The following is a 24,927-nucleotide window of genomic DNA, read 5'->3' on the forward strand; positions in this document are numbered from 1 at the left end:
CCGTGCTGTACCCCGAATTAGAGTGTTACTCATCGATTTTCAGCACCGCCATAAACGCTTCCTGCGGCACCTCCACGTTACCCACCTGCTTCATCCGCTTCTTACCTTCCTTCTGCTTCTCAAGCAGTTTCCGTTTCCGCGAGATGTCGCCGCCGTAACATTTGGCAAGCACGTTTTTGCGCATCGCCTTCACCGTTTCGCGGGCAACGACCTTCGTTCCGACCGATGCCTGGATCGGCACCTCGAACATCTGGCGCGGAATCAGCTCGCGCAGCTTCTCGCAGATAATGCGACCGCGGTTGTATGCACGATCGCGGTGAACGATGAAGGACAATGCATCGACTTGCTCTCCGTTGAGCAGAATGTCCATTTTGACCAGGTTGGACTGGCGGTAGCCGGACAGCTCATAATCGAAGGATGCATATCCTTTGGTGCTGGATTTCAATTGATCAAAGAAATCGTATACGATTTCGGACAACGGAATGTCATACGTAATCGTTACGCGGTTGCTGTCAAGGTATTCCATGTTAATGTACTCGCCGCGTTTGTTTTGGCACAGTTCCATAATTGTACCTACATAATCGTTGGGCACAATAATGGATGCTTTCACGTAAGGCTCCTCGACATAATCGATTCTTCCCACCTCTGGATAGTTGGACGGGTTATCGATTTTGAGAACTTCGCCATTCGTTAGTGTCACGTGATAGATAACGCTTGGCGCGGTTGTGATCAAAGGAATGTTGAATTCCCGTTCAATCCGCTCCTGAATAACGTCCATATGCAGCAATCCAAGGAATCCGCAACGGAACCCGAATCCAAGCGCGCTTGAAGTTTCCGGTTCGAAGCTGAGCGAAGCATCGTTCAGCTGCAATTTTTCCAGCGCTTCGCGCAGATCGGTGTAATCCGACGTTTCGATCGGGTACAGACCGCAGTATACCATCGGATTGATTTTGCGGTAACCCGGCAGCGGTTCGGCCGTAGGATTTTTGGCATCCGTCACCGTGTCACCGACGCGTGTATCGCCGACATGGCGAATACCTGCCACGATGAAGCCAACGTCGCCCACGTTCAGCTCGTCGACGATCGTCATGCGTGGTTTGAAGGCTCCAACCTCGATAACCTCAAAGGATTTGCCCGTAGCCATCATTTTGATTTTGGAACCGGATTTGATTTTGCCGTCAATGACGCGCACATATACGATAACGCCTTTGTACGGATCATAGTGAGAGTCGAAAATCAATGCTTTCAAAGGCTCGTCCGGATCGCCTGACGGCGCGGGAACCTTCTGCACGACCTGTTCCAGAATCTCTTTGATGCCGATGCCCGCTTTGGCCGAGGCCAGTACGGCTTCGCTCGCATCAAGGCCGATCACGTCCTCGACTTCCTGCTTCACCCGGTCGGGATCGGCGCTCGGAAGGTCGATTTTGTTGATCACCGGCAAAATCTCCAGATTGTTGTCGAGGGCCAAGTACACGTTGGCCAGCGTCTGCGCTTCAATCCCCTGAGCAGCGTCCACCACAAGCAATGCGCCTTCGCATGCCGCAAGGCTTCGAGAAACCTCATACGTGAAATCGACGTGTCCCGGTGTATCGATCAAGTTGAGCAGGTATTCTTCGCCGTCGTCTGCCTTGTAAGACAGGGCGACTGCCTGCAATTTAATCGTAATTCCGCGTTCACGTTCGAGATCCATCTGGTCGAGCACCTGCTCCTGCATTTCCCGCGAGGTGAGAGCACCCGTGTACTCCAAGATCCGGTCCGCCAATGTCGATTTCCCGTGATCTATATGTGCAATAATTGAAAAGTTGCGAATTTTACGTTGTCTTTCCCGAATGTCAGTCATTCCTTACCCCCAGAAACAGCCTAGTGTCAATCGCTTCATTATACCAGTAGATGAAGGGAGCATCAATCCCGCTTTGCCTCAACTTTGACATTCAGGAGATGATTAGGAGGCTCCCCCGGTTCCTTCCTAGTGTCCCATGAGGGTAAGGGTTTCTATTCGGCTACACCGCTGAACAAGGAAACGACCCACTTGATTCCGCTATGAGACAAGTTCTGCAGCAATCCCGCCGTTTTCTCGGCGAGCACGTCCACCGTAGCTTTGTCCTGTTCTGCACCCAGAACCTGACTTGGCGTCTGGACAGGCACGAACGACCGCTCGTTCACCTCCTGTTGTTCGGGCTGGGCGGGCTGTTCAGGCTCCAGTCGAGTCGCCGGTACCGCCGGCTCTGTGCCGGCGACCGTTGATGTGTTCTGCGATGGAGTCGTATTGATCTGCAACCCTCCCCCGGCTAACTGCATGCCGAGAAGAATGCCGATCAGCATAAGCACAACGATGGACAGCAACCTTTTTCCGAATCTGGACACACCCTACGCCCCCTTATTTTAAAGACTTGCGTCATCAACTTCCTTTAGATTTGGTTCCGGCACTCGCTTTATCCACCTGTTGGTCTTCCCAATAGACCTCGGCGATCATGTCCGCGAGCACCTTGGACGTGCTCTCCAGTTCTTTGGCCGTATTGTCGATCCCGCCGATCTCGATCAGGATGCTGTGGGGAGACAGCGTCTGGTTGTATTCGCCGTTATTGGCACCGCCGCCATCCTTGCCCCATACGCCGCGGGAAACGCCGGGATACTTCGCCTCCAGTTTTTTATGGATTCTGGCCGCAAAGGCTTCGTTCTTGCGCCAATTTGGATTTTCGTGCCCGATGATGAAATACACCTTGGCATAACCGACTCCATCAATCGTCGTCGTCGTTTTGCTGTGGCGCTGCGAGTCCCGGTGGATGTCGATCAGATATGTCAAGTCATCGTTTTGGGCCAGCGCAGCTTTTACAGTCTGCCGTGAATATTTATAAGAATAATTCCAGTTGTAGTCCTTTACGACAGAAGGGTAGTCATCCTTAGCATGCTCCACGCCGACGCCCAGCTTCTCCAGACTGTCAGCCAAATAGGTTCCCACTTGAAAAACATTTCCCGTCGGCTTCGCCGAAGAAGGATTGTCGCTTTTGGTGCCAAGCAACGGATTGTAGCCCTCCCGAGGGTGAGAGTGATAAACGAGAATGGATTTTTTCTCCGGTTTCGATGCTTGGCCTCCCTGTTTGCCTCCATTATGTTTCCCTCCATCGCTGACAGGCGGGTCGTTCCCAGCCTCCCCCTTGCCCGGAGCTTCCTGTGAAGGAGAAGTATTGTCCTGTTCCGGCGGCTCGTGCAAACCGGCATCGGGTTCCTCGCCATCTGCCGAAGCCGAATCGGTAACGCCCGGATCGGGTTGATAATCCTCCGGCGCCTCCGCACGTTCGTTTCCCGATCCGTGCCTCAGCAGTACAGGCTGATTGGCGCCCATGCCAGGCATTTCCCTGGCGATCAAGCTTTTAGGGTCCTGCGGATTTACGTTCGTCAACATTTGAAACACAAAGTTCGTCAAATTTTCGCCTGAAAACGCGGACTGCTGGTCATCCCCCTTTAAATGGGGCATCTCCATGCCTAACATATCAAGAAAAAAATGACTGGAAACGGCACTTGCGAACCCTTTCATCGAAGCCACCGGAGAATTATTCAATCGTTTTTCGGCCATGCCCCCAAGTCCAAGAATGACGAAGAATAACGCCGAAATGATCATCAGCAGCAGCAATGTCCGACCCATGGCCAGCACATGCAGGCATCTTTTTTTCCATTTTCCGATATTCCACGATATGATTTTGTTCATCGCTTCTGTCTCCTTCCCTGCTGGACAACTCTTATATTTCAACTCTATGAGCCTGTCCGGTTTGCTAGAACAAAAAGAAGAAGATTTCCCCCAGAATTTCTGTGAGATAAGCCGAACGGACCAAAACCTCCACGCAGCTAAAAAAAGAAACGCCAAAAAAGAGAGACCCGATAGATTCGGATGCTCTCTTTGCGAAATTCCATATTTTTTGATATGACCAATTAAGCTTAATGCGTATATGCTGCTACATTTTCGGCCTTTACCGCTTCATGAAGCGCAGCATTCAAGCCCGTCGCGACAATGTTCGCGATGTCCTCGATAAATTCATCGATTTCCTTCGGCGTCACGATCAAATCATGGCCCAGGGGCTCCAGCACCTCTTTTACCAAGCTAAGGCGATCATTCTCGCTGATTTCGTCAAGCATTCCCATGATTTGTTTCGTCTGCTCCGTTTCCTGGCGAAAATGGGAGCGCATCATCTCGATGGCGTTGTTCACGATGGTGGAGGCATAACAAACCGTGGGAACGCCGATTGCAATACACGGCACGCCCAAAATTTCACGCGTCAACCCGCGCCGTTTGTTGCCGATGCCCGAACCGGGGTGAATGCCGATATCCGCCACTTGAATCGTTGTGTTGACGCGTTCAAGGGAACGGGAAGCGAGCGAATCGATCGCGATGATGGCATCCGGCTTTGTGCGTTCCACGATACCCTGTACGATGTCGCTCGACTCGATGCCTGTTGTGCCCAGCACGCCGGGAGCGATTGCGCTAACCTCGCGATAACCGGGAGCAACCTGATCCGGCATAAGTTCGAAATATTGGCGGGTCACCATCAGGTTCTCTACCACCAGCGGACCGAGCGCATCGGGCGTTACGTTCAGGTTGCCAAGCCCTACCACCAACACCTTGGACGTTTTGTTGATCCCGGCCTTGGTCAAGAAATCCTCCATTTCACGCGTGAATGCCGCTGCCACACGTTCCTGCAATTCGGTGTCGCCATTGCGCAGCGACGGTACCTCAAGCGTGACGTAATGCCCTTTGACCCGCCCGATTTTCTGCGATGCCGCTTCGTTCAGAACATCGATCCGCGTAATCGTGATGCCGTCCTTTTCCTCCACGTCTTCTTGCAAACCGGGAATACCCGTGTTTGGCTCGGCATGTTGAACCATCTCCCTCGATTCGATCGCAAGGTCGGTACGAACCGCGTACTTTCGCAAATCCAATGTCATGTATTCCTGCCTCCCTTACCGCATTTGAACATATTGTGTGGGAAAAAGAAGGGCTTTATGCAATGCCACGGAACGAAAAAGGAATATTTGTTGCAATTTACATGTTAGCATGCTAGAATATTTTAAGTTGTGAAACGTTTGTATTCATGCGATATGCCTTACAGGAGGTGAATGTAATGCCAAACATCAAATCCGCTGTTAAACGCGTAAAAACTAGCGACAAGCGCCGTGCACTCAACGCTTCCCAAAAGTCCGCACTCCGTACAGCTGTTAAAGCTGCCGATGCTGCTCTGGTAAGCACAGAAGTTGAAACTGCAAAAGCTGCGATTCAAGCTGCTTCCAAAAAGCTGGATAAGGCTGTAACTAAAGGTCTGATTCATAAAAATGCAGCTGCTCGCAAAAAGTCCCGCTTGGCTAAAAAACTGAACGCTCTTTCCGCACAAGCGTAATAAGCGTTACTTATACGATGCATTGGAAAATCCTGAACAGCTTATGCTTTCAGGATTTTTTAGCATTCAACCGAAAAAAGGGGCGCATCTACGCCCCAAGTCTCAGCAAAAACATTTCAAGCCCCAGCACTTTGTCAATCGCGCCCGTCTTCATCTGATAATCCAGTTCCCCGAGGTGGCTCAATATAAGCCGCAAACGCTCGGTCTGGAATTTCCGCGCCTGCTCCCCGGCAATTTTGACAGCATATGGATGCAAGCCGAGCTGGCTCGCAATCTGCTGTTGAGAGTAGCTTTGCTGCCCAAGCTCCTTGACTTGGATCATGATCCGAAATTGGCGGGCAATCAGCGCGGCGATTTTGATCGGCTCTTCCCGCTGCTTCAGCAGCTCGTAGAATAGCGCCAGCGCCTTTTCCAAACGCAGGTTGGCAAGCTCCTCTACCAAGGCAAACACGTTTTGTTCCGTGCTGCGGGCCACCAAACGTTCAATGTCTGCGCGCGTGATCGTCCCGCCTTTGCCTGCAAAAAGACAAAGCTTGTCTACTTCGGCGGATAAGGTCTGCAGGCTTGTGCCGGCATAACTTACAAGCGTATCTGCCGCTCCCTGCTCGAAAGCTACCTCGTTCTGCTTCGCCAGCTTCACAATCCAGTTCAGCAGCTCATCTCCGCTAAGCGGGGCAAAAGCAAGCACGACCGCCTGTTTTTTCGCCGCTTTCACCAGCTTTTTCCGCTCATCCAACTTGTCTGCCTGAACGAGAAACACGATGGTGCTATATTCGGCAGGATTGTCCATGTATGCCAGCAAACGATCGACGTGGTGTTCGATTTTGGAATCCTTGCCGGCCGCAAGCAAATGCGCATCCCGTACAAAAATCAATTTTCGAGGCACGAGAAAAGGTACCGTCTCCGCTTCTTCCACCACCACTTCAATCGGCGTTTCGGAAAGGTCATAGGGAACGACCGCAAAATCGCGATGCTCTTCTTCAATGATCGTTTCTTTTAGCAAATCCGCAAATTGCTGTATTTGATATTTCTCCGACCCATACAGCACGTATACAGGGGCGGTATCCCCATTGCGTATGGCTTTCGCCGCACTCTTTACATCCATTCTCACGGTGCCTCCTTATCATCCCCTTTATCCTACCAGAAAATCGACCGAACAACAAAGGGACCTCCATCCGCGCGCGAATGAAGGTCCCTGGTCCTACATCTATATAAACGCTGACGACGACCGTCCTAGAAACGGTCAGCGAAGCGGTCATACGACGTCAGTTATGTCAACTGAATTAGGACGTTATGTTACTTTCAGTATACTGCAGGCAGACTCAAAACGTTCAGCCATTTTGCTAGAAAAGGCTTGTCACCTTCCATTCATTTCGCGGAAGTTTCTCCCGATGCGGGGGATACGGCGAAATATTTCTTGACGGTCGTCCCGTTCTGTTCTGTCGAGTAATTAAATGTTGTTCCATCCGACGTCCAGCCCGCTGATGTCAGCGTGCCTTCCAACTCCCGTTGCTCCACCAGGTTCAATGCGGCCGGATCATCCGCCGACCGGGCATACAGGCTCAATTGATTGTCAGTCTGCATAACCGTGTATGCTCCATCCGGGGAACTCCATTCTTTGGGAACAGATGTGGAAGCAATCCCTTGATTCGGTCCAACCAGTCCCATCGCTCCGTCGGACGCTTTGGTTCCGTCCTGAACCTCGGGAGCCGTGATCCCTTTTTGGACGTCTCCTTCTTTCATCTCAGGCGTCTCGCTATCGGTCGCAAAGTTCTCGGGATCCACACTGTTCGCAGCCGATTCCGTTTCATCCGGAGTCGCCGGCGGCAAAGCCGAATCGGAACTTTCCGTTTTCTGCTCTACGCCGGGAGAGGCTTCGCCGACCGAGCTTTGGGGTGAATCAGCCTGGTTCGTGCTTGACGGCGCATCCTTCGAAGTTTGATCCTGGCTTGTCGTTGGTTCAGATGTCGACTCCGTTGGTCCTTCGGTCGAATCCGGTTCCGAAACAGGCAGTTTCTCCTGCTCCCCGGCACTGTCCTGGGCTTCCGGGTTTTCCGACGTTTCAGGGGCCAGCCGTGTCTCGCCGGAATTTACAGCATCGCTTTCATGCCGCTTGGCTGCAGACGTATCATTACCGTTGACGTCGGTGCTGAGCGCATTTGGATCCGAGGCCTGGCTTTCCGCTGATCCACCGCTGCTCATCATCATTACATCGGCATTTTCAAGCTTTTCAGGCTGATATCCCCAGATGGCAAAGCCCAAAACGACAACAGCCGCCGCGGCTCCCACGGACATGCGCCCTACCATGGTATTTAACCATTGCTGCTTCGGCTTGCGTTCGCCGGACCGTTGCAGACTTTCGGTTGCAGCAGGGACAGGACTCATTTCCTGTATCGTGCTGCTTTGTTCTTTCCTTGCTTCATCAATGGCATCCAGCTGTGGCATAATGGCATCCACCAAGCTGAATTTCGGGGTCACTTGCGGCAAATCCTCCAGTTCTCTGGATAGAGCTCTGAGCAAACTAAAATTTTCGGCGCAATCCGGACATGTGGCTACATGCTGCAGCAATTGCTCGGTTTCCGCCTCTCCCAGATCATGATCCAGATACCGGTGCATCCATTCCACCACCTCATCGCATTTCATCCTGTCACACCACCCTTCTGATACTCCTGTAATAGATTCTGCAATTGCTGCCTTGCACGGAACAAATAGGATTTGACCGTATTGAGCGGAAGGTCGAGGCAATCCGCAATTTCGTTATATGACAAGTCCTGCAAATATCTTAGAACGATCACGGTGCGATGATGCTCGGGAAGCTTGTTGATCGCATCCTGAATATCCTTGGCCACATAGGTCGACATGACTTCCGATTCCACGTTCTGATTGTCCTGGAACACCATCTCATGTTCCTCGATGGACACCGACGGCTTGGCCCTCCGGAACTTGTCGATGCAAATATTCGTAACGATGCGTTGTACCCATGTTTTGAATTGTGCCTTTTCCTCGTATGAGTTAATTTTGGTATAAATTCGGATTAATGCCTCCTGTGCGGCATCCATCGCATCCTGTTCATTATTTAGAATGTAGTATGCGGTTCGGTATACATGCTGTTCAATATTCCGCAATAGGGTAATTAGAGCGTCGCGATCGCCCGATTGAGCGGCTCTGATGAGTTCCGGCTCTACCACAAAGGATCCCCCTCTCCCTGCAACCTTACAGACGTGACCATCAATAAAATTGTTGCAAAGTTAAGATTTTTTTTATTTTGCAAACCGCACGCTGCATGATTCGATCCCGAATGGATACGGGTACAAGATGACGAGATGGATCTCGCGCCTTTCTACCCCAGCCGGGAGCAGCCGTTTCGTATGCATGCAGACATGCTTCCACAACAAAATAACGGCGTATGTATCGTAAAGCCGCAGAAACTTATCTTAGAATAACAGAAATTGCATAATGCGTCACCAAGCGCTTTCAAAAGTCATATCCAGTACTTACACGACTTAATTCGAATGCAATAACATAAATTATAATTGCGATGCTTTCCGTGCTCAAAAAATATAAAAGTCAAAAATTGTACAAATTTTCAGCCGTTTTTAATGTAATTTTCATGAAAATAGTGTATTGTAAATTTACATTCATAACGCGAGGTGATGAGCATGCCTGCTCAAGCAAAAATCCAATTATTAAAAGAACAGCTCCCTAAGGAGTATCAAAGCATCACCCATTTTGTGGAACATGCGATGCAATCCTTGGACACATTGGTCGAAGAACATCGTAAATATACGGCTGCACAGGCATTATACGGCGAAAAAATCGTCGGGTCGGAAGAACGCCTGTATCATGACACCGTGATCGATGTCCGGGAACAGCTGCTGAAGACGCTGGAAAAAACCGTGGAAGACATTCTCCACAAAGGTGATAAACATTGGACCAAACATTTCAAGGACGGCGTTGAATAATGATTTAGTTCCTCTTTGAATGCTAAAAAAAACCGCTTGAGGAGCTTCCTTACGGAAAAGCCATCAGGCGGTTCTTTTATGTTCAACTATTTTAGATGATTTAGTGGATGGTATTAATAGTAACTAAAGAGCTTGCCTCCAACAAACGTAAGGGCTCGGATATTCTCAAGCGAGTCGATGTACATCCAAACTTCGATCTTGCCTTGTTTACTCATCTCTTGCGAGATGCTTCGCGGCTCTCCCCAAGCCAGGCGGGCTTGCGTTGTATTCATGCCGATTGCAACTTTACCAGCAATTATGTTGTTCCACATAGCTTGGGACCATTTGTATTTTTGATATGGATTATAAGACAAGAAAAGATCCTCTTCGTTCAGCCAATCCGTTACATCTGAGCTTTTGTTCCCCCCATACACGGATAACATTTTGCCTTTAGCATTTTTAAAGATGATTGTATAATTCTTGATCCCCGAGGGATCCGTCTCCATCCGAATATCCGAAATCGTTACTTTACTGAATCGTTGGCCAAGTTCTGGATAGTAATTAATCCAATATGATTTACCAAGCAAACGGGCAAGACCGCCCAGCTCTTTTTGTTTGACCAATTTGGCTGTCTCCGCAGAATCCACGCTAATCACGGAGGCTCCCACGATCAACTTGGCACGCTTGAATTCTGTTTCCCATTGAACTTTCACACCGGAAATCTGAGAAAGGAGCGCTGCAGGAAAGACCGTTTGTCCATTTATGGTTTGCAGTTTCCCTTTTAGTTTGAGGGTCTTGCCGTTCCATTTTGCATCCTGGCTTCCTTTTTGAAGCAACAGTTCATCATCACCCCATTGAATCATGAAGTTTGTTCCCTTTACTTGCACCGTTGCGCCAAGTGCCTTGAACACGGACTGAACCGGTAGATAGATACTTCCATTGACCATGGAAGAGCCTATCAAGTTTTGTTGAATGCCCGCATTCAATTGAACGCTGGAATCCAGCTCACCTTTTTTAAATGTAATCCGGGTACTTCCAGCCCCCTTGACTTGCAACTGTCCTTCACCTTTGTAGACAGCGACTTGCGGTTTTTCTACCGTAATCTCCCCGCTATTGGGTTGACGCTTCGTTTTGTACCCGTTTGAATATAATTCCTCCACCGAAAGGGCAAGGATATCCCCAACGCTCGCCTCTTTGGCCGAAGCTGCCAACGTCACTTTTTTCAGTGTCGGTCCGTTCAAGGGCTGCAGTGTTCCATCTTTATAAATCCCCCATGAACCGTCAGTATGCTGTACATAAAGTTCTTCCAGATCAACGGAATACTCCAGTTTCTCGACCCCACTCAATCCCTGGAGCTGTTTACCCTCGTAAGTAACAGGTCGACGATGCCCCCGCTCATAGCTCCATACGCTTCCGTCGTCTTTGACTGCCAAAAACATACCGGAATTCAACCAGATCACAGATTTCACATGATCCGTCACTTCAATCGGCTGTTCCTGGACCATCATGTCGACCACAACGACCGAATTATCTTCCCTAAGTACGGCCGCATATGCACTACTTGTCGCAATCTGCTTTCCTCCGGGTACATTCCCCATCTTTCTGGAGATATTCCGTTGGTCAGCAATGTAATACACATCACCATTGGATGTTAAAGCGCCGTAAGAATGGTAGCTGGATCCCAGATATGTACCTACATCAATGACGGATTCCAGCCCTTTAATGGTCTCCCCCTTATAATCGCGAAGTGTCCCATCCTTCAACAAAGCCACACCATTGCCGTATACCTTAACTAGTCCGTTATACTGAGTGATTACCGGTTTTTCATCCCTGTTTCCTTCCCAATAATAAACGCGTCCGTCTGTCGTCCATCCGAAAAGACTGCCTTGCGCAGCAGACACACCTGCCACATCCGTCGTTTGGGTCCATATGCCTTCCGTTGAATCCTTGGACCACACCGTCCCGTCATTCATGAGATAGGTATTCCGGTCAACAAGAGAGACAATAGAATTCGTTCCGTTTCCCGAAGCCGCATTTACTTTCATAGGTACTACGACGATGCTTGCCATCAGAATAACCATGAACCATAACGGAAGATATCGCATTATTTCTCCAATCTTGAACCCATTGGGCCCTTCCCATCTCCTACTCTCTTTGTCCTGAACGTTATCCATTGTTCGTATCCCCTCTGCTTCTGTGTGATGAAAGACATGCTGGTTATAAACCTTCTAAACATTCGGCAAATATCTAATTCTATTAAATTTATATTTCAATATTTAATGTGTTTTTACTCGAATTTAATTCAAGGGCTGCTCCTAATCCTTTAATGGATTGTACTGGAATGTACGTAATTCCGTTTATCACTTTTGGAGCTGCACTTAATGAAGCAGATTTGCCGTTATAAAATACGGTTTTGCTCCCAAGAGTGAGTGTTACCTTGAATTTATCTTTGGTTAGACCTATCGTTGCACGATCCGGATCGTATGTAAACGCTGCATCCAATGCTTCTGCAATGTCTCGTAATGGAAGCAAATTACTTCCTTGATATTCTACCGGCTTATTGGCGAAATTAATTTTTTGATCATTAACATATACTACTAAAGAAGATTGCGTATACTGAGGTTTAGTTTCTTTCGGTTTTGTTGGTGTAGTTTTTTTTGTAGATGAAGAAGAACTGCTGGATGAAGAACCACTGGATGATTTAGTACTTGAAGAAGAACTACCACCATTATGATAATGATATTCCCCGTACTCCAATCCCCATTTGGCACAATTTGTCCAACACGTATGACCTCCATTGGAATCTGTTCGCCCGGGATGAGCAAATGCACTTGTTGCACTGGATAAAAGGAATAGAGACAATACGGAAGTAACGAGTACCCTTTTGTTCATTTTAAACACTCTCCTACTGGTTCTATTTTCCTATGAATCATAACATACAAATATATGATGAAGAAATATATTCCTTCCATTAAGAAATGTCCGAGATAGCGCGAAGCGATGGCATACATTGTATTGAAATAAGCCTCAGGAAACTCTATGTTTTGAGCAGCCAAAAGCTCCCTGTATGCTTTAAATGTCTGACAAAAAAGAAAGTAATGAAATGCGCACGAAACATGAACAAAGCGGAAGAAACACGAATACAAATGGTTGACAAAACAGCACAAACATGAATATAATCGAACCATCACTTGGTGATAATTTCCATTAGGAGGCGATTTTATTGTTCTCTGATGAACGTCGGGACAAAATTCTGGAGCTGCTTCAAAAAAACGGGCGTGTTCTTGCCAAGGAACTGGCTGATATGTTTGAATTATCCATCGATTCAATTAGAAGAGATCTTACAATTATGGAGGAGAAGGGTCTTCTAAAACGTACACATGGCGGAGCAATTCCAAGTTCTAAAGTTCGCAGCACTCCTCTCCCACCTGAATTACGTTACCAGGATGGAGCGCCACATCAAAATGCAATTTCTAAATTGGCCGCATCCTTCATTCAGGAGAAAGATACCGTCTTTATAGGCAGTGCTGGGATCCACTATGGCATGCTCAAGTATCTTCCTGAAATCCCTTTTACCGTTGTAACCAATTCAATTAAGGTCGCAGATACATTGAAAGATCGTAAAACAACAGATGTTTACCTTATCGGCGGTAAAGTAAAAAGTTCCGGCAGCATAACGGATGCCTTAGCAAACGAATTTTTGAGACAATTCACTTTAGATATTTGTTTTGTTACTGGAGGTGGAATTTCTAAAAATGGTGTAAGTACAGCCACTCCTGAAGTAGCAATGTTGGGTAGAGCAGCTGTTGAAATATCCAGGAGAAAGATTTGTCTGGCCCCTCACGAAAAATTGGGAATTGATTTCTTTGCAAAAGAAGGTCCAATTACTGACATTGACCTTCTGATAACGGATGAAGAAGCTAGCATTGAAGCCATCGCAGAAATTGAAAATAAAGGTGTCAAGGTTTGTATTGCAAGAGTGACCGAGGAATCCCTATTAAAAAAGGAATAGATCATATCCATTGGCCCGGATGATCTATCCCCTTCTTCTAAGGAGTTGCTGCTTAGCAGCTCCTTTTTCATTATAACGGATTATGATCGCTATGAAACCATTCATTCTCCTCATCCCAACTGGTTATTGAACAAAACTACCCGTTAACTGAGAAAACGGCAGCCAACCTTTGTGTGCGGCTGCCGTAATTTTAAACAGAATCAAGCGACCAAACTGATCAAATTGCCGTCAGGGTCCTTTATGATCGCATAACGCTCGCCCCAAGGGGTATCGTTTGGTTCAAAATGCCCTTCATATCCTTGTACTGTCAATCGGCTATACGATTCATCCAGCGCTTCCTTACTGTCAAACTGAAAAGCGATCTCCATTCGATAACCGGCCGGCTTCGGCTGGTCGCCTAGAATCGTCTGCGCCGATTCCCAAGTATCAAAGGAAAGAATAATATCGTTGTATGGTACTTCGAAATGATGTTCTTCATTTGCCTTTTCCGGTATTTCCAAGCCCAATGCCCGATAAAAATCCAGGGACTTCTTCATCTCTTTGACGTAAATCGATAATCTTTTTAACTTCACTGCCATGCTTCACAACTCCTATCCATTGGTATGATAAATCTCACCTCCATTGTATTGATCTTATAGACTGTCAAATAGGAAAAATCGGACTCCTTCGTTTCTTACTTATCAAGCTTCTAAGAGACAAGCCATAATATTGCTTAAATGTGTTGGCAAAATGGGACTCATCGTAATAGCCGTATTTGAGCGCAAGATCCGCTAAACTGGAATAACCCCCCCGAAAAAAATCCTGCAGTGTGCTTTGAAATCGGATTATCCCAAGCATCTCCTTCGGACCTAAGCCCAGCTCCTGATTAAATACCCTTCTAAGATGTCGTTCACTAAAGTGGACTTGATTGGCCAAATTCGTTACGGATAAATTCCCTTTTCGGCCATAAATAATCTGCAAGCTTTCATACACAAGTGGGTTCATTGCTATATCGCTATCCGCCAGCATTCGGACCAAATGATACTCGGCAACCGCAACAATTTCGGAGATCGTAGTGGCTGATAGTATCTCTTCTACCCAGTACATTTCTTTGAAACCCAAAACATCTTCCAAGTAGATACGCTGTCCCGTAAACGCCGAAAGAGGTATCTTTAGAATAGAACGAGCTGATTCTGAATATATCCGAATGCCAAATAATGATCGAGCTTCAGAGAACTGCAGCACTTCTGATCGAGTTGTAAGACCCACAATATAGGCAGCCTTTCGGCTGGATGGAGAAAGAAGATCCACGACAATATCGATACAGCCATCCGGTATAACTCGATGCGAAGGTTTGCCTGGAACAGGACGAAAATCCATGGTCCAAAAAGAAGCCACATGTGATTCCAAGCGAGGATTAGATGGATATTCCCGGAAATTATACCATGGCTGTTGCAGCTCCGGTTGCAATTTGGGAGAATGAACGGGATGGAATGAATGAGTCATCTCAATCCCTCCTTAATCAAGTTTAACCATATAAACCGCAATAACAAATCCCACTAGTGCACTGCGAGCGCTTTTTTTGCAGTTTATATAGTTCCAATTGTTAGCATAATGGGAATGAAAGCCGAACTTCTGGACGACTGTGGACGTAATATTTTTGAAATATCGTTACCCGTGAGAAATCCTGTAAACCGAATATAACTGGGGGTTTGAATAAATAATGAGGCCTCGAGACGATGGGGTTACACATAAGGTCATTACGTCAAAAAGCCCACCCAGAAGGTTGCTTTATGTAGTTTAAAGCTCAGGACAAGCAAAATCAACGTATTGAAAATATCTCTCCATCTCACCTTGTTATTGCGTAGATATCGCTCAGGAAACATACGTCGCTCGCGCAGTAGTTTCCGTGGCCTTCCGTTGGGATCGCCGCTTTTTTTGCCAGTTTAACAACATAGGAGGTTCATTATGAAAAAAGTAATGCTGTTCATCTTAATCAGTATGATTATACTTCCTGGCTGTTTTAACAAGGATGAGAAAGAGCATTATCCAGTTTACGAGGGAACTGTAGTATTTAAAACAGATGAAGATGACAAGTACAAATTTCTTGTTCTTCAAAATATAAGTAAGAAAGATTTAGAGAAAGGTAATCTTGAACTTTTTATAGAACTAGCACAAGACCAACCGGAAGCCTCGTATTATTTTGTCGATAAAGAGGCTTATGAATCAATTGATGTAGGGCAAAGAGTAAATATCACTGCTGACTTTAACCAACAAGAATCCTTGCCACCCATTAGGACGGTTGTGAATATTGAAAAAATCAATGAATAAGCTAAGCCGATGTTCATTTTCATGATGAGAACACATTCTATACTCACATAAACGAAATGTTGCTTGTTTAAATTAAAAGCAGCCCGTCGGGCTGCTTCACATACACCATAATACTTGGTTTTATTCCCTTCCAATGATAGATTAAAATGCAGTTTTAATTGATCTAACCTATCAGTTAACCTAATTAGGCACCGAGAGCCTTAATCTGATTCAAGTTTATGTCTGATTTCGATGTGTCCAGCTTTGATCCTCATTTGCACTTCCCCCATTTGATCCGTCCGATAGATGGCCGATCCCGACTGCTCAAGCCGCTCCACCACCCCCGCATTGGGATGCCCATACAAATTGTTGACCCCGGCGGAAATAACGGCTGAACTGGCGTTCCAGTAGTGAAGCCAACCTTCGGCGGAAGAGGTTTTGCTTCCGTGATGCGCGACTTTCAAGACATCCACCCGGTGATTCATCATACTCATCGTCATGTTGTCGACGGCATCGTCCACTCCGGGATTCTGGGTTGCCTGTTCAGACCGAAGAAATAGCGGAAGCTGTGCTTGGAGAGCTGCACTCGGTTTCTCATTTCCCCGCAGTGCCTCTTGGGCAAACGCCTCCGCAAGCGAGCCGTCTTGAATACGAAATAATACATCCTGTTCCGCCGCCGCGTCCATGTCCCCCGTAAAGAGCAGAGAAGCCCCTGCCATCTCCAGCAAAAAGACGACCGAATGATGATTTTGCTCCTCGTCCACAGGCATGCCGCCCAAACGATCGGTAGAGAGACTCAGATCCGGCGAAAGAAAATACAATTTCGTTTGGTCATCAGCCTTATATGTCATGCCCTGCCTGACGGCATACAGCGGGATTTGCCTGTCCGCAGCAGTCTGGAGCAGTTTGTCAAAATTGTCCTTGCCGCTGGTCGTACCGTTAAAAATCAGACGTTTTACCGGGATTTGTTCCAGTACAGCCTGAAGCCCGCCGGCATGATCCTGATCGGCATGAGTAACAATAATGGCATCCAGCTCATGAATCCCCCGTTTTTTCAAGAGGGGAACAACGACCTTTGCACCAACCTCGTAAGGATCTCTGCGAACCCTCCAGCCCTCGTCCGGCTTGGCGAAACTGACCGTCCCCCCTCCATCCACTAATATGTGCTTGCCGCCGGGCGTTGATATCAACGCGCTATCTCCTTGCCCCACATCCAGAAATTGTACCACTCCCGTGCCGGAAGGATACGGTGACTGATATCCCCACCATAAGCCAGCGATAAGCGAAATCGCAATCAAACCACATATCCAGCCGTGATAAGGAGACCTTTTCTCGCCATCATAAAATCCGGCACCGCGCGAAGTGAAAGCTCCCGAATATTCAGGCCATGCAATACTCGCAGAAAGCAAAGCTACGGACTGCCCCGACACATCGGAAACGCAAGGGACTTGATCCGAATACCCAGGCTGCGGCATGCGGCCCACATCATACGAAGTCCTGTCCGCACTTGATAGAATAACGCCAGGGCGTCGTGAGAGCGGGGCCGTATCGTCCTGCAGCTGCGGGAACGGCAACGCTTTTTTCCCTAAGTTTCCCTTCTGCAGGAGCCTCAGCAAACTATAAAGTCCAATATAGTAGGCCGCAATCCACCAGATGGGCGGCGTTGGCCAAATCAATACAAAACCGGGGAAACGGTTCATCCATTCCACGGTCGCAAAAGTCAAATCATTCAGCACAATCGTGATCCAAGCCAATAGTTTGGCTGCGGGAAACCACACAAATCCGATGATCAGCGCAACCGTTCCAAGCGGAAGCACAATCACGCTGATGAAGGAAACCAGCAAAAAGTTGGCGACGAACGACAAGATCGAAAACTGGTTGAAATAAAGAATGGTTACCGGAAAAGAAATCAGTTGAGCCGTCACCGTTACTGAAGCCGTGGCTGCAAGCGCCTTGGGCCAGCGATCAAACAGACGATGAATCAGCGGCATATAAATCATCAGCCCGGCCGTAACCAGAAAAGATAGTTGGAAACTTACGTTTACCATGAAGTAGGGATTCCACCACATCATGAGCAAAGCCGCGGCGCTGATGATATGCAGACCATCCCTCGGCAATCCTTTCCTTGCCATCGTTAAACCGATCATGGACATGATTCCCGCCCTGACGACGGATGGGGAGCCCCCGGATAACATGACATAGAAGGGCACCAGCAGCAGAACGATCGTCAATGACGTTTCCCGTGTCAATCGCAGCAAGGACATCAGCAGCAGCAGGGAAGACACATAAACGGCAACATGCGTACCCGATATGGCCAAAATATGCGTCAGACCCAGCTGCGAAAACCCGCCGTACGTATCCGGATCAATATCTTTGGCCATGCCGATGATTAACCCTTTCATATATCCGCCGTGCGGCTCCGGAAACAGCCGATCGACAGCTGCCCCCAGCTTGCTCCTTGCCTGGTCGTTTAGGCGAAATAGGTTGAAAGCCTTCCAACCCTCGGCCGGAACGGCTTCTACCGCGATGGCCCCCTTCACTTTGAACAGCCAGTGTATTTCAAGCGTCCGGAGGTACGCCCTGTAATCAAAGCCATCATAGTTCCGTGCTTCACCAGGCAGGGCCAGCGTGCCTTCGAGCGTAACGGTATCGCCCCTCTGCCAAGCCGCCGCCGTCTGCAGCTCTTCCTCTTTGGCCAGCCTGACCTGCACCATGAACTTCTCTTTCCGGTGATCCAGAGTCAGAGGTTGGAAGCCACCGTTGGCCGAAGCACCAGGATCAATTTGAACGGAACTAACCTGCAGCTCAAAATCGGCCCGGTCCCCGTCAATGCGTACTTCGGAGTCCAACCTGCCTTGAACCGTGGCCTCCACTCCGTCAAGTTCGTCGCTTGCCATACCCGTCAGTTCGGCCAGATGGCTGACATTCCTCGTATCGTTCCATTCCCAATGAACGGCTCCGGAGGCAAAAGCTGCTGCAAACAAAATAACGATCCACCCGCGCAGGCCCAGCCATCGCAGCCATAGCGGGGCACAAGCAAGAACCCCAACCATTCCCCATAACAAATTCCAGCCGCTTAACGCAACCGCCATTCCGCTGCCGCATAGCCAACAAACGGTAAAACCAAGCAGTGGCCTGCCCTTCATCCTTCCCCCTCCTAATCCCGTAGCCAGAACGCAAAAAAACCTCTGGCAGCCGTTACGGCAACCAGAGGTTTTTCCTCATGGATCGTTCTTTCTGTATGAATCTTTGTACATGCAGCATGCAAAATTCAATCACTCACGGTCATTATTGTCTCGCGCGGCGGTTGATACTGCTCCAACTTGCGAAACGTAATCCCCTGCTGCTCCATCATTCGTCTGACTTTGCCCGTATCTTTCGGATATGGGCGATGGAACACGATTTCGGTAATCCCGCTGTTGGCGAGCATGTTGGCACATGTCCAACACGGCTCATCCGTGACATATACGGAAGAGCCTTCCCGGTCGATCCGATCCGTAAACAAAAGCAAATTCTGCTCCGCATGGATCGTACGGATGCAGCGCTGTTTTTTGACCATCTCTTCCCGGCCGTCGGTAATGACCAACTCATATTCTTCCGAGATCATGCAACCTGCTTCAGAACAATCGGGAACCCCCATCGGTGCTCCGTTATATGCCGTTCCCAGCAATTTTTTGCCTTGAACAAGCACTGCACCCACATGGCGCCTAGGACAACGCGAACGAGTGGATACCATGTAAGCAATATCCATAAAGTATGTGTCCCAGTCTTTGCGTGCATCTGTTGCGCTCATGCCGTTTCCCCTTCCGTTGTCATATTATCGAAAATAGTGCATTAGCGGATCTGCACATAAGGTGCCATCTTCTCCAACATTTTCATACCTATGCCTTTGACTTTCGTCAAATCGCTGACTTTGCCAAACGGACCGTGGTTATTCCGATAATCGATGATGGCTTGAGCTTTCTTCTCCCCGATGCCCGGCAGCTCCATAAGCTTGGCCAGCGGCGCAGTATTGACGTCGATTTTCCCGTTGTCCGGCTCCTGCGTTGCCGCAAGATGATCCTGCACCTCTTCAGCATGGCCAACGTTAGCGGGATCTGGCTGGGCAGAATGGATGAACGCCTGCTGTTCCGTTGTCGTTCCGGCGGTGTCATGTCCGCTCTCCACCTTAGCTTCATCCTGATTTCCAGCCATTGCCGCACCCTGCCTGGTTTCCGGAACGGAAGCCGGCACTTGATTCGCATCGGCTGGACCCGAAACAGCCGACGGAACGGCAGCAGTTTCCTGAGCCGTCGTCGGCATTTCAGTACCGGGCTGAACGGCAGTCCATCCCGAAGGCGGCTGCTCGCTTTTGCCCGACCACAATATCAGTATGCTTCCCATCACTGCCGCAGCAATAATCAATCCTTGTTTCCACTTCATTCTTTCACACACTCCCGTCTCCCATTGGATTAATGAACACGGGCGGTGCTTCCGAACCGTAAACCGGACGTTGCGTCCAAAATGATTGATTTTCATGTCATGCCGGCAAGGGCATGACGCATAGACTAGAAGGAACATACTGCGCGCCAGTACCGTAAAGCATGAAAGGAGGCCTGAAACAATGAAGGTTGGATTTATCGGAACCGGCAGCATGGGCAGCCTGCTGATCTATGCCATGATCCAATCCGGAGCATTGGAGCCCAGGCAGATCGCCGCGAGCAATCGGACCCCTTCCAAAGTACGTCAGTTAACCCTCCGTTATCCCGGCCTGCATGAGTCCCAGAGCAATCGAGAAACGGTCATTCGAAGCAAGATCGTATTTCTGTGCGTCAAACCGCTTGAATTCAAGCATGTCATCGATGAAATTTTGCCTGTTCTGCAACCCGAGCAGATTATCGTCTCCATCACGAGCCCAGTGCAATTACGCCATCTGGAAGCATCGCTTCCTTGCAAGGTGTCCAAAGTGATTCCCAGCGTGACCCACCAGGTCGGCAGCGGTGCCTCCCTCTGCATTCATGGCGAACGAATGACAGAGGAGGACCGTGCCGTGCTGGAAGGCTTGCTCAGCCATTTCAGCAGACCCTACCAGGTCGACGAGCAATGCACCCGAATCACTTCCGATTTTACCAGCTGCGGACCTGCCTTCATCTCGTTTTTCCTGGAGCAGTGGATCGACAGCGCAGTCAAGCTTACAGGGATCAAACACGCGGATGCCTGCGCCCTTGCCGGCGAAATGCTCCTAGGAACAGGCAAGCTGCTCACCGAAGGAGGTTACACGCCGCAGGAGCTTCAGGCACGCGTTGCCGTGCCCGGCGGTATTACCGCACAGGCACTTGCGCTATTGAAAGCCAATCTGGATGGTGTTTTCGACAGCCTCATTCAAACCACCCACGACAAATACGAGGAAGATTTGATCAAGCTGGATGAACTGTTCAGAGCCAATGAGATTAACCGGCAACAATATTGACCAGCTTGCCTGGAACGGCAATGACCTTGCGAACGGTCTTGCCTTCCAGCGCCTGTTTGACAGCGTCCATTTCCAAGGTCAGGTCCTGCAGCCCCTGTGCGTCAAGATCTTTCGCAACCGTTGCGCGAGTTACGATTTTGCCGTTGATCTGAACGACGATTTCAACCTCGGCATCGACCGTCATCGCTTCGTCATATACAGGCCAAGCTACATAACTAATTCCGCCTTCATGTCCGAGACGGCTCCACAGCTCCTCTGCCATATGCGGTGCGAGCGGTGACAGCAGCTGCACGAAGTTCTCCATCGAAGCCAGCGGCAGGCTCTCGGCTTTGTAAGCATCGTTGATAAAGATCATCAGCTGGCTGATCGCCGTGTTGAAACGCAGGTTCTCCAGATCGTCCGTCACTTTCTTGATCGTTTTGTGCGTTGTGCGCTTGAACTCTTCCGTTCCGCCGTCAACCGTAATTTTATCGTTGATGGCACCGGTATCCTCGTTGATGAACAAACGCCATACACGGGACAGGAAGCGGTGCATTCCCTCAACGCCGCTTGTGTTCCATGGTTTGGTTGCTTCCAAAGGCCCCATGAACATTTCGTACAGGCGCAACGTATCCGCACCGAACTCGCCCACGATTTCGTCCGGGTTAATGACATTGCCGCGGGATTTACTCATTTTTTCGTTGTTCGTCCCGAGAATCATGCCTTGGTTCACCAGCTTGTGGAACGGTTCCTTCGTGCTGACCACGCCCAGGTCGTAAAGAACCTTGTGCCAGAAACGCGCATACAGCAAGTGAAGGACCGCATGCTCGGCGCCGCCGATGTACAAGTCAACCGGCAGCCACTGTTGTTGTTTTTCTTGCGAAATCAGTTCCTTGTCGTTGTGCGGATCGATGAAACGCAGGTAGTACCAGCAGCTTCCCGCCCATTGAGGCATCGTGTTGGTCTCGCGACGCGCTTTCATGCCAGTTTCCGGATCTACCGTGTTGACCCATTCCGTCACATTGGCCAGCGGAGACTCGCCCGTGCCCGATGGTTTGATCTGGTCGATATCCGGCAGCAGCAGCGGCAGCTCCTCTTCCGGCACGGTTTTCATCGTTCCGTCCTCCAGATGGAGAATCGGAATCGGCTCACCCCAATAGCGTTGACGGCTGAACAACCAGTCGCGCAGACGATATGTCGTTTTGCCTTGCCCTTTGCCGTTCTCTTCCAACCAGGCGATCATTTTGGCGATCGCTTCTTCGTTGTTCAGGCCATTCAGGAATTCGGAGTTCACATGGGCTCCATCTCCGCTGTACGCCTCTTCCTCCACGTTTCCGCCCTCAACAACTTCAATGATATTCAGGCCGAATTGTTTGGCAAATTCCCAGTCGCGGGCATCATGTCCCGGCACGGCCATAATGGCTCCCGTTCCATAACCGGCAAGCACATAATCGGCAATCCACACAGGCACTTTAGCGCCGTTTACCGGATTGATGGCATAAGCACCCGTGAATACGCCCGTTTTGTCTTTCGCCAAATCCGTGCGCTCCAGGTCGCTCTTGCGAGCCGCCTGTTCCTGGTAGGCTGCGACCGCTTCGCGTTGGTCGGCCGTCGTGATGGCATCCACCAATTCATGCTCCGGTGCCAGCACCGCATAACTCGCGCCAAACAGCGTATCCGGACGAGTCGTGAACACTTTGATGACTTCCTCGCGTCCTTCGATGGCAAAAGTCACTTCCGCGCCCGTCGATTTGCCGATCCAGTTGCGCTGCATATCCTTGATGCTCTCGGACCAATCCAGCTCCTCCAGGTCCTCAAGCAAACGCTCGGCGTATTCCGTGATCTTCAGTACCCACTGGCGCATCGGTTTGCGCACGACCGGATGCCCGCCGCGCTCGCTCTTGCCGTCGATGACCTCTTCGTTGGCAAGCACCGTGCCCAATGCTTCACACCAGTTAACCGGCACTTCGTCTACATATGCCAGTCCTTTTTTGTACAACTGGATGAAGATCCATTGCGTCCATTTGTAATATTCAGGGTCTGTCGTGCTGATCTCGCGGTCCCAGTCATAGGAAAAACCGAGCGACTTGATCTGGCGGCGGAAATTGTCGATGTTGCGGAACGTGATGTCCCGTGGATGTTCGCCCGTATCCAAGGCGTGCTGCTCTGCCGGAAGGCCGAAAGCGTCCCATCCCATCGGATGCAATACGTTATAACCGCGCATGCGCTTGTAGCGGGAAACGATATCCGTTGCCGTATATCCTTCCGGATGGCCTACGTGAAGACCGGAACCGGATGGATACGGGAACATATCCAATGCATAAAATTTAGGCTTGGACGGGTCCTCCCCCGTCTTAAACGTTTTGTTTTCATCCCAGAACTGCTGCCACTTTTTCTCCATGGTTTGCGGCTGATAGCCATGCTTTGGCTGATGATGTTCACTCATCTGTATTTCCTCCTCTGATCATTCCATCTATTGCAACAAAAAAACCTCAGCATCCCGTAGCGTTTGCAGCGCTAGGGACGAGAGGTTGTTTTCCCGTGGTACCACCCTAGTTAGCGGACGAACGTGCTTCGTTGTCCACTCCCTTTGGACCTGTAACGGCGGTGAACCGATGCGGATTTTCCATTCCCCGAAGGGCAAGATCCTTACAGGCATCAAAATGGTGTAATCACCGCATTTCTCCAAGGTGAGTTCGCGATATACTGCCAATCGGCTTGCACCAACCGCCGACTCTCTGTCATGTGCAGGACTCGCTACTGATCCTTATCATCGAAATATGTATTCGCTTTGATCGGAAACATTATATTAAAAAGCGGCATTAAAGTCAATATTACTGCCCTTGTGTGTACACGAATCAGGATAACCGAAAACGCTCGATGCCCTCCTCAAGATTGCGGGTCGCCCATGCCACGTGTTCCTTGTTATCGAACTGCCGATACACACATTCTATCCGGAGCACCAGATCAAAATACAGGTCGTAAAGGCTCCTTCTCTGCCGTTCGCTGGCCGTTGCAGCCGCTCTTCCATAACCTTTGACAAATCCGGGCGTATTGTTAAAATGACTGAAATAGTGCTCCATCAAAGGGTCAGCCCATAGCGAACGCTCAAAATCAATGATGGCCGTAATTTTGCCCTGTTCCACAAAAACATTGCCATCCCACAAATCCCAGTGGACCAGTACAGGTTCTTTTACATCAACTAGGACATCCGATTTCTCTCGAATTAAACGTTCGAGCTCTTCATAACCGATCGAAAATTCCACTTCAGCCTCTTTCCCATCTGCGAGCATATCATCCATCAGGTTCAGGAAAGCTTCTTTCCAGGTAGCATATTGTGTTTTTCGCTCGGAAAAGTAGCCGAATTTTTCGCCCTTGATTTCATTGATTCTCCGATTGTAAGCGCCCAGCTGCTGTTCGATGGCTTGCTGCTCTTCCACACTGTATTGGTCTTTGACCTTGTTATAAGGCTTGCCTGGCATGTATTCCATAATAAAATACTCTGCAGGGACAAAGCTCCGCGAAAGATCATGGGCGAGCACACGGGGAACGGGAACATCCTGGAGATCCGCGGCGAGACGAAGTGCCTGCACCTCCGCAACCATCACATCCTGTTCACAGCGCATTCGTTTAATTCCGGAGGAAGGTGCAATTTTGAGTACAACTTTCTGTCCGTCATCCAACGTAATACAATAGGCATGGTTCGCCCATCCATCCGTCATCTCCTTGTATTCTCTGACACCTGTCCTGAAATGATGTTGAGTAATCCGGTTCAACTGTTCTGAAGTCAGCCTCGTTTTATAATTACTTTCCACTTTGCACCTCATTTACCTTATTCGTTAAGGGGATGACAATGTAAAGAAATATTTC

The 24,927-nt window shown here is 49.1% G+C and carries 21 protein-coding genes and 1 other annotated feature; of the genes, 5 read left to right on the forward strand and 16 right to left on the reverse strand.

Annotated features, from left to right (window positions below):
• Nucleotides 1–25: 25 nt before the first annotated feature.
• The 4 genes from lepA to gpr all read right to left on the reverse strand — a co-directional run bounded on the left by lepA (nt 26) and on the right by gpr (nt 4,938).
• Nucleotides 26–1,840: a translation elongation factor 4 gene (lepA, locus tag MKY59_RS22450; RefSeq protein WP_236416727.1), complete on the reverse strand. Its 1,815-nt coding sequence runs from the start codon at nt 1,838–1,840 to the stop codon at nt 26–28.
• A 152-nt stretch (nt 1,841–1,992) separates the two neighbouring features.
• Nucleotides 1,993–2,364, reverse strand: coding sequence for a hypothetical protein (locus tag MKY59_RS22455; RefSeq protein WP_339273875.1), 372 nt, complete (start codon nt 2,362–2,364; stop codon nt 1,993–1,995).
• Between the two features lie 34 nt (nt 2,365–2,398).
• Entirely contained in the window at nt 2,399–3,706 is a 1,308-nt protein-coding gene (locus MKY59_RS22460; RefSeq protein WP_339273876.1) for a stage II sporulation protein P, read from the reverse strand.
• A 227-nt stretch (nt 3,707–3,933) separates the two neighbouring features.
• The gene (gene gpr, locus MKY59_RS22465; RefSeq protein ID WP_236416731.1) at nt 3,934–4,938 is read right to left on the reverse strand and encodes a GPR endopeptidase; all 1,005 of its coding nucleotides are present in this window, start codon (nt 4,936–4,938) and stop codon (nt 3,934–3,936) included.
• A gap of 176 nt (nt 4,939–5,114) precedes the next feature.
• On the opposite strand from gpr, the gene rpsT reads away from it, so the two are divergent.
• On the forward strand, nt 5,115–5,387 hold the full coding sequence (gene rpsT / locus MKY59_RS22470) for a 30S ribosomal protein S20 (protein ID WP_236416732.1): 273 nt from the start codon (nt 5,115–5,117) through the stop codon (nt 5,385–5,387).
• Between the two features lie 88 nt (nt 5,388–5,475).
• Here rpsT and holA read toward each other — a convergent pair whose 3' ends face one another.
• From holA to MKY59_RS22485, 3 genes are all read right to left on the reverse strand, one after another.
• Entirely contained in the window at nt 5,476–6,492 is a 1,017-nt protein-coding gene (gene holA, locus MKY59_RS22475) for a DNA polymerase III subunit delta (protein WP_339273877.1), read from the reverse strand.
• A 263-nt stretch (nt 6,493–6,755) separates the two neighbouring features.
• Nucleotides 6,756–8,030: a zf-HC2 domain-containing protein gene (locus tag MKY59_RS22480; RefSeq protein ID WP_339273878.1), complete on the reverse strand. Its 1,275-nt coding sequence runs from the start codon at nt 8,028–8,030 to the stop codon at nt 6,756–6,758.
• Nucleotides 8,027–8,575 carry a sigma-70 family RNA polymerase sigma factor gene (locus tag MKY59_RS22485; protein ID WP_236421296.1) on the reverse strand — a complete coding sequence of 183 codons (549 nt, stop codon included), beginning with the start codon at nt 8,573–8,575 and terminating at the stop codon, nt 8,027–8,029. Before MKY59_RS22485 ends, MKY59_RS22480 begins: the two co-directional genes overlap by 4 nt.
• A 471-nt stretch (nt 8,576–9,046) precedes the next feature.
• On the opposite strand from MKY59_RS22485, the gene MKY59_RS22490 reads away from it, so the two are divergent.
• The gene (locus MKY59_RS22490; protein ID WP_236421295.1) at nt 9,047–9,349 is read left to right on the forward strand and encodes a hypothetical protein; all 303 of its coding nucleotides are present in this window, start codon (nt 9,047–9,049) and stop codon (nt 9,347–9,349) included.
• Between the two features lie 113 nt (nt 9,350–9,462).
• Here the strand turns inward: MKY59_RS22490 and MKY59_RS22495 are convergent, their stop codons facing one another.
• Together MKY59_RS22495 and MKY59_RS22500 are read right to left on the reverse strand one after the other, a co-directional pair.
• Nucleotides 9,463–11,502 (reverse strand): copper amine oxidase N-terminal domain-containing protein, encoded by a 2,040-nt coding sequence (locus MKY59_RS22495; RefSeq protein WP_339273879.1) that lies wholly within the window; start codon nt 11,500–11,502, stop codon nt 9,463–9,465.
• A gap of 88 nt (nt 11,503–11,590) precedes the next feature.
• Nucleotides 11,591–12,220, reverse strand: a complete 630-nt coding sequence (locus MKY59_RS22500; RefSeq protein ID WP_339273880.1) for a copper amine oxidase N-terminal domain-containing protein — start codon at nt 12,218–12,220, stop codon at nt 11,591–11,593.
• Nucleotides 12,221–12,551: 331 nt separating this feature from the next.
• On the opposite strand from MKY59_RS22500, the gene MKY59_RS22505 reads away from it, so the two are divergent.
• On the forward strand, nt 12,552–13,340 hold the full coding sequence (locus tag MKY59_RS22505) for a DeoR/GlpR family DNA-binding transcription regulator (RefSeq protein WP_339273881.1): 789 nt from the start codon (nt 12,552–12,554) through the stop codon (nt 13,338–13,340).
• Between the two features lie 200 nt (nt 13,341–13,540).
• On the opposite strand, the gene MKY59_RS22510 is transcribed toward MKY59_RS22505, so the two are convergent.
• Entirely contained in the window at nt 13,541–13,918 is a 378-nt protein-coding gene (locus MKY59_RS22510) for a VOC family protein (RefSeq protein ID WP_339273882.1), read from the reverse strand.
• 64 nt (nt 13,919–13,982) lie between these two features.
• Complete coding sequence (locus MKY59_RS22515; RefSeq protein ID WP_339273883.1) at nt 13,983–14,825, reverse strand: helix-turn-helix transcriptional regulator; 843 nt, start codon at nt 14,823–14,825, stop codon at nt 13,983–13,985.
• A 462-nt stretch (nt 14,826–15,287) separates the two neighbouring features.
• On the opposite strand from MKY59_RS22515, the gene MKY59_RS22520 reads away from it, so the two are divergent.
• Nucleotides 15,288–15,650, forward strand: coding sequence for a DUF3221 domain-containing protein (locus MKY59_RS22520; RefSeq protein ID WP_339273884.1), 363 nt, complete (start codon nt 15,288–15,290; stop codon nt 15,648–15,650).
• A gap of 200 nt (nt 15,651–15,850) precedes the next feature.
• On the opposite strand, the gene MKY59_RS22525 is transcribed toward MKY59_RS22520, so the two are convergent.
• The 3 genes from MKY59_RS22525 to MKY59_RS22535 all read right to left on the reverse strand — a co-directional run bounded on the left by MKY59_RS22525 (nt 15,851) and on the right by MKY59_RS22535 (nt 20,051).
• A complete protein-coding gene (locus MKY59_RS22525; protein ID WP_339273885.1) occupies nt 15,851–18,775 on the reverse strand; it encodes a ComEC/Rec2 family competence protein in 2,925 nt (974 codons plus the stop codon).
• Nucleotides 18,776–18,900: 125 nt separating this feature from the next.
• Nucleotides 18,901–19,422, reverse strand: coding sequence for a dCMP deaminase family protein (locus MKY59_RS22530; protein ID WP_236421287.1), 522 nt, complete (start codon nt 19,420–19,422; stop codon nt 18,901–18,903).
• Between the two features lie 41 nt (nt 19,423–19,463).
• Nucleotides 19,464–20,051 carry a helix-hairpin-helix domain-containing protein gene (locus MKY59_RS22535; RefSeq protein ID WP_339273886.1) on the reverse strand — a complete coding sequence of 196 codons (588 nt, stop codon included), beginning with the start codon at nt 20,049–20,051 and terminating at the stop codon, nt 19,464–19,466.
• A gap of 181 nt (nt 20,052–20,232) precedes the next feature.
• Between MKY59_RS22535 and comER the strand changes: the two genes are divergently transcribed.
• Nucleotides 20,233–21,078, forward strand: a complete 846-nt coding sequence (gene comER / locus MKY59_RS22540; protein WP_339273887.1) for a late competence protein ComER — start codon at nt 20,233–20,235, stop codon at nt 21,076–21,078.
• Here the strand turns inward: comER and leuS are convergent.
• Both leuS and MKY59_RS22550 read right to left on the reverse strand, forming a co-directional pair.
• On the reverse strand, nt 21,059–23,503 hold the full coding sequence (gene leuS / locus MKY59_RS22545; protein WP_339273888.1) for a leucine--tRNA ligase: 2,445 nt from the start codon (nt 23,501–23,503) through the stop codon (nt 21,059–21,061). The genes comER and leuS overlap by 20 nt on opposite strands.
• Nucleotides 23,504–23,573: 70 nt before the next feature.
• Nucleotides 23,574–23,840 (reverse strand) — a binding site (T-box leader).
• 75 nt (nt 23,841–23,915) lie between these two features.
• Nucleotides 23,916–24,872 carry an aminoglycoside phosphotransferase family protein gene (locus tag MKY59_RS22550; protein WP_339273889.1) on the reverse strand — a complete coding sequence of 319 codons (957 nt, stop codon included), beginning with the start codon at nt 24,870–24,872 and terminating at the stop codon, nt 23,916–23,918.
• Between the last annotated feature and the right edge of the window lie 55 nt (nt 24,873–24,927).

The organism is Paenibacillus sp. FSL W8-0426, assembly GCF_037969725.1.
In the GTDB taxonomy this organism is placed as follows: domain Bacteria; phylum Bacillota; class Bacilli; order Paenibacillales; family Paenibacillaceae; genus Paenibacillus; species Paenibacillus hubeiensis.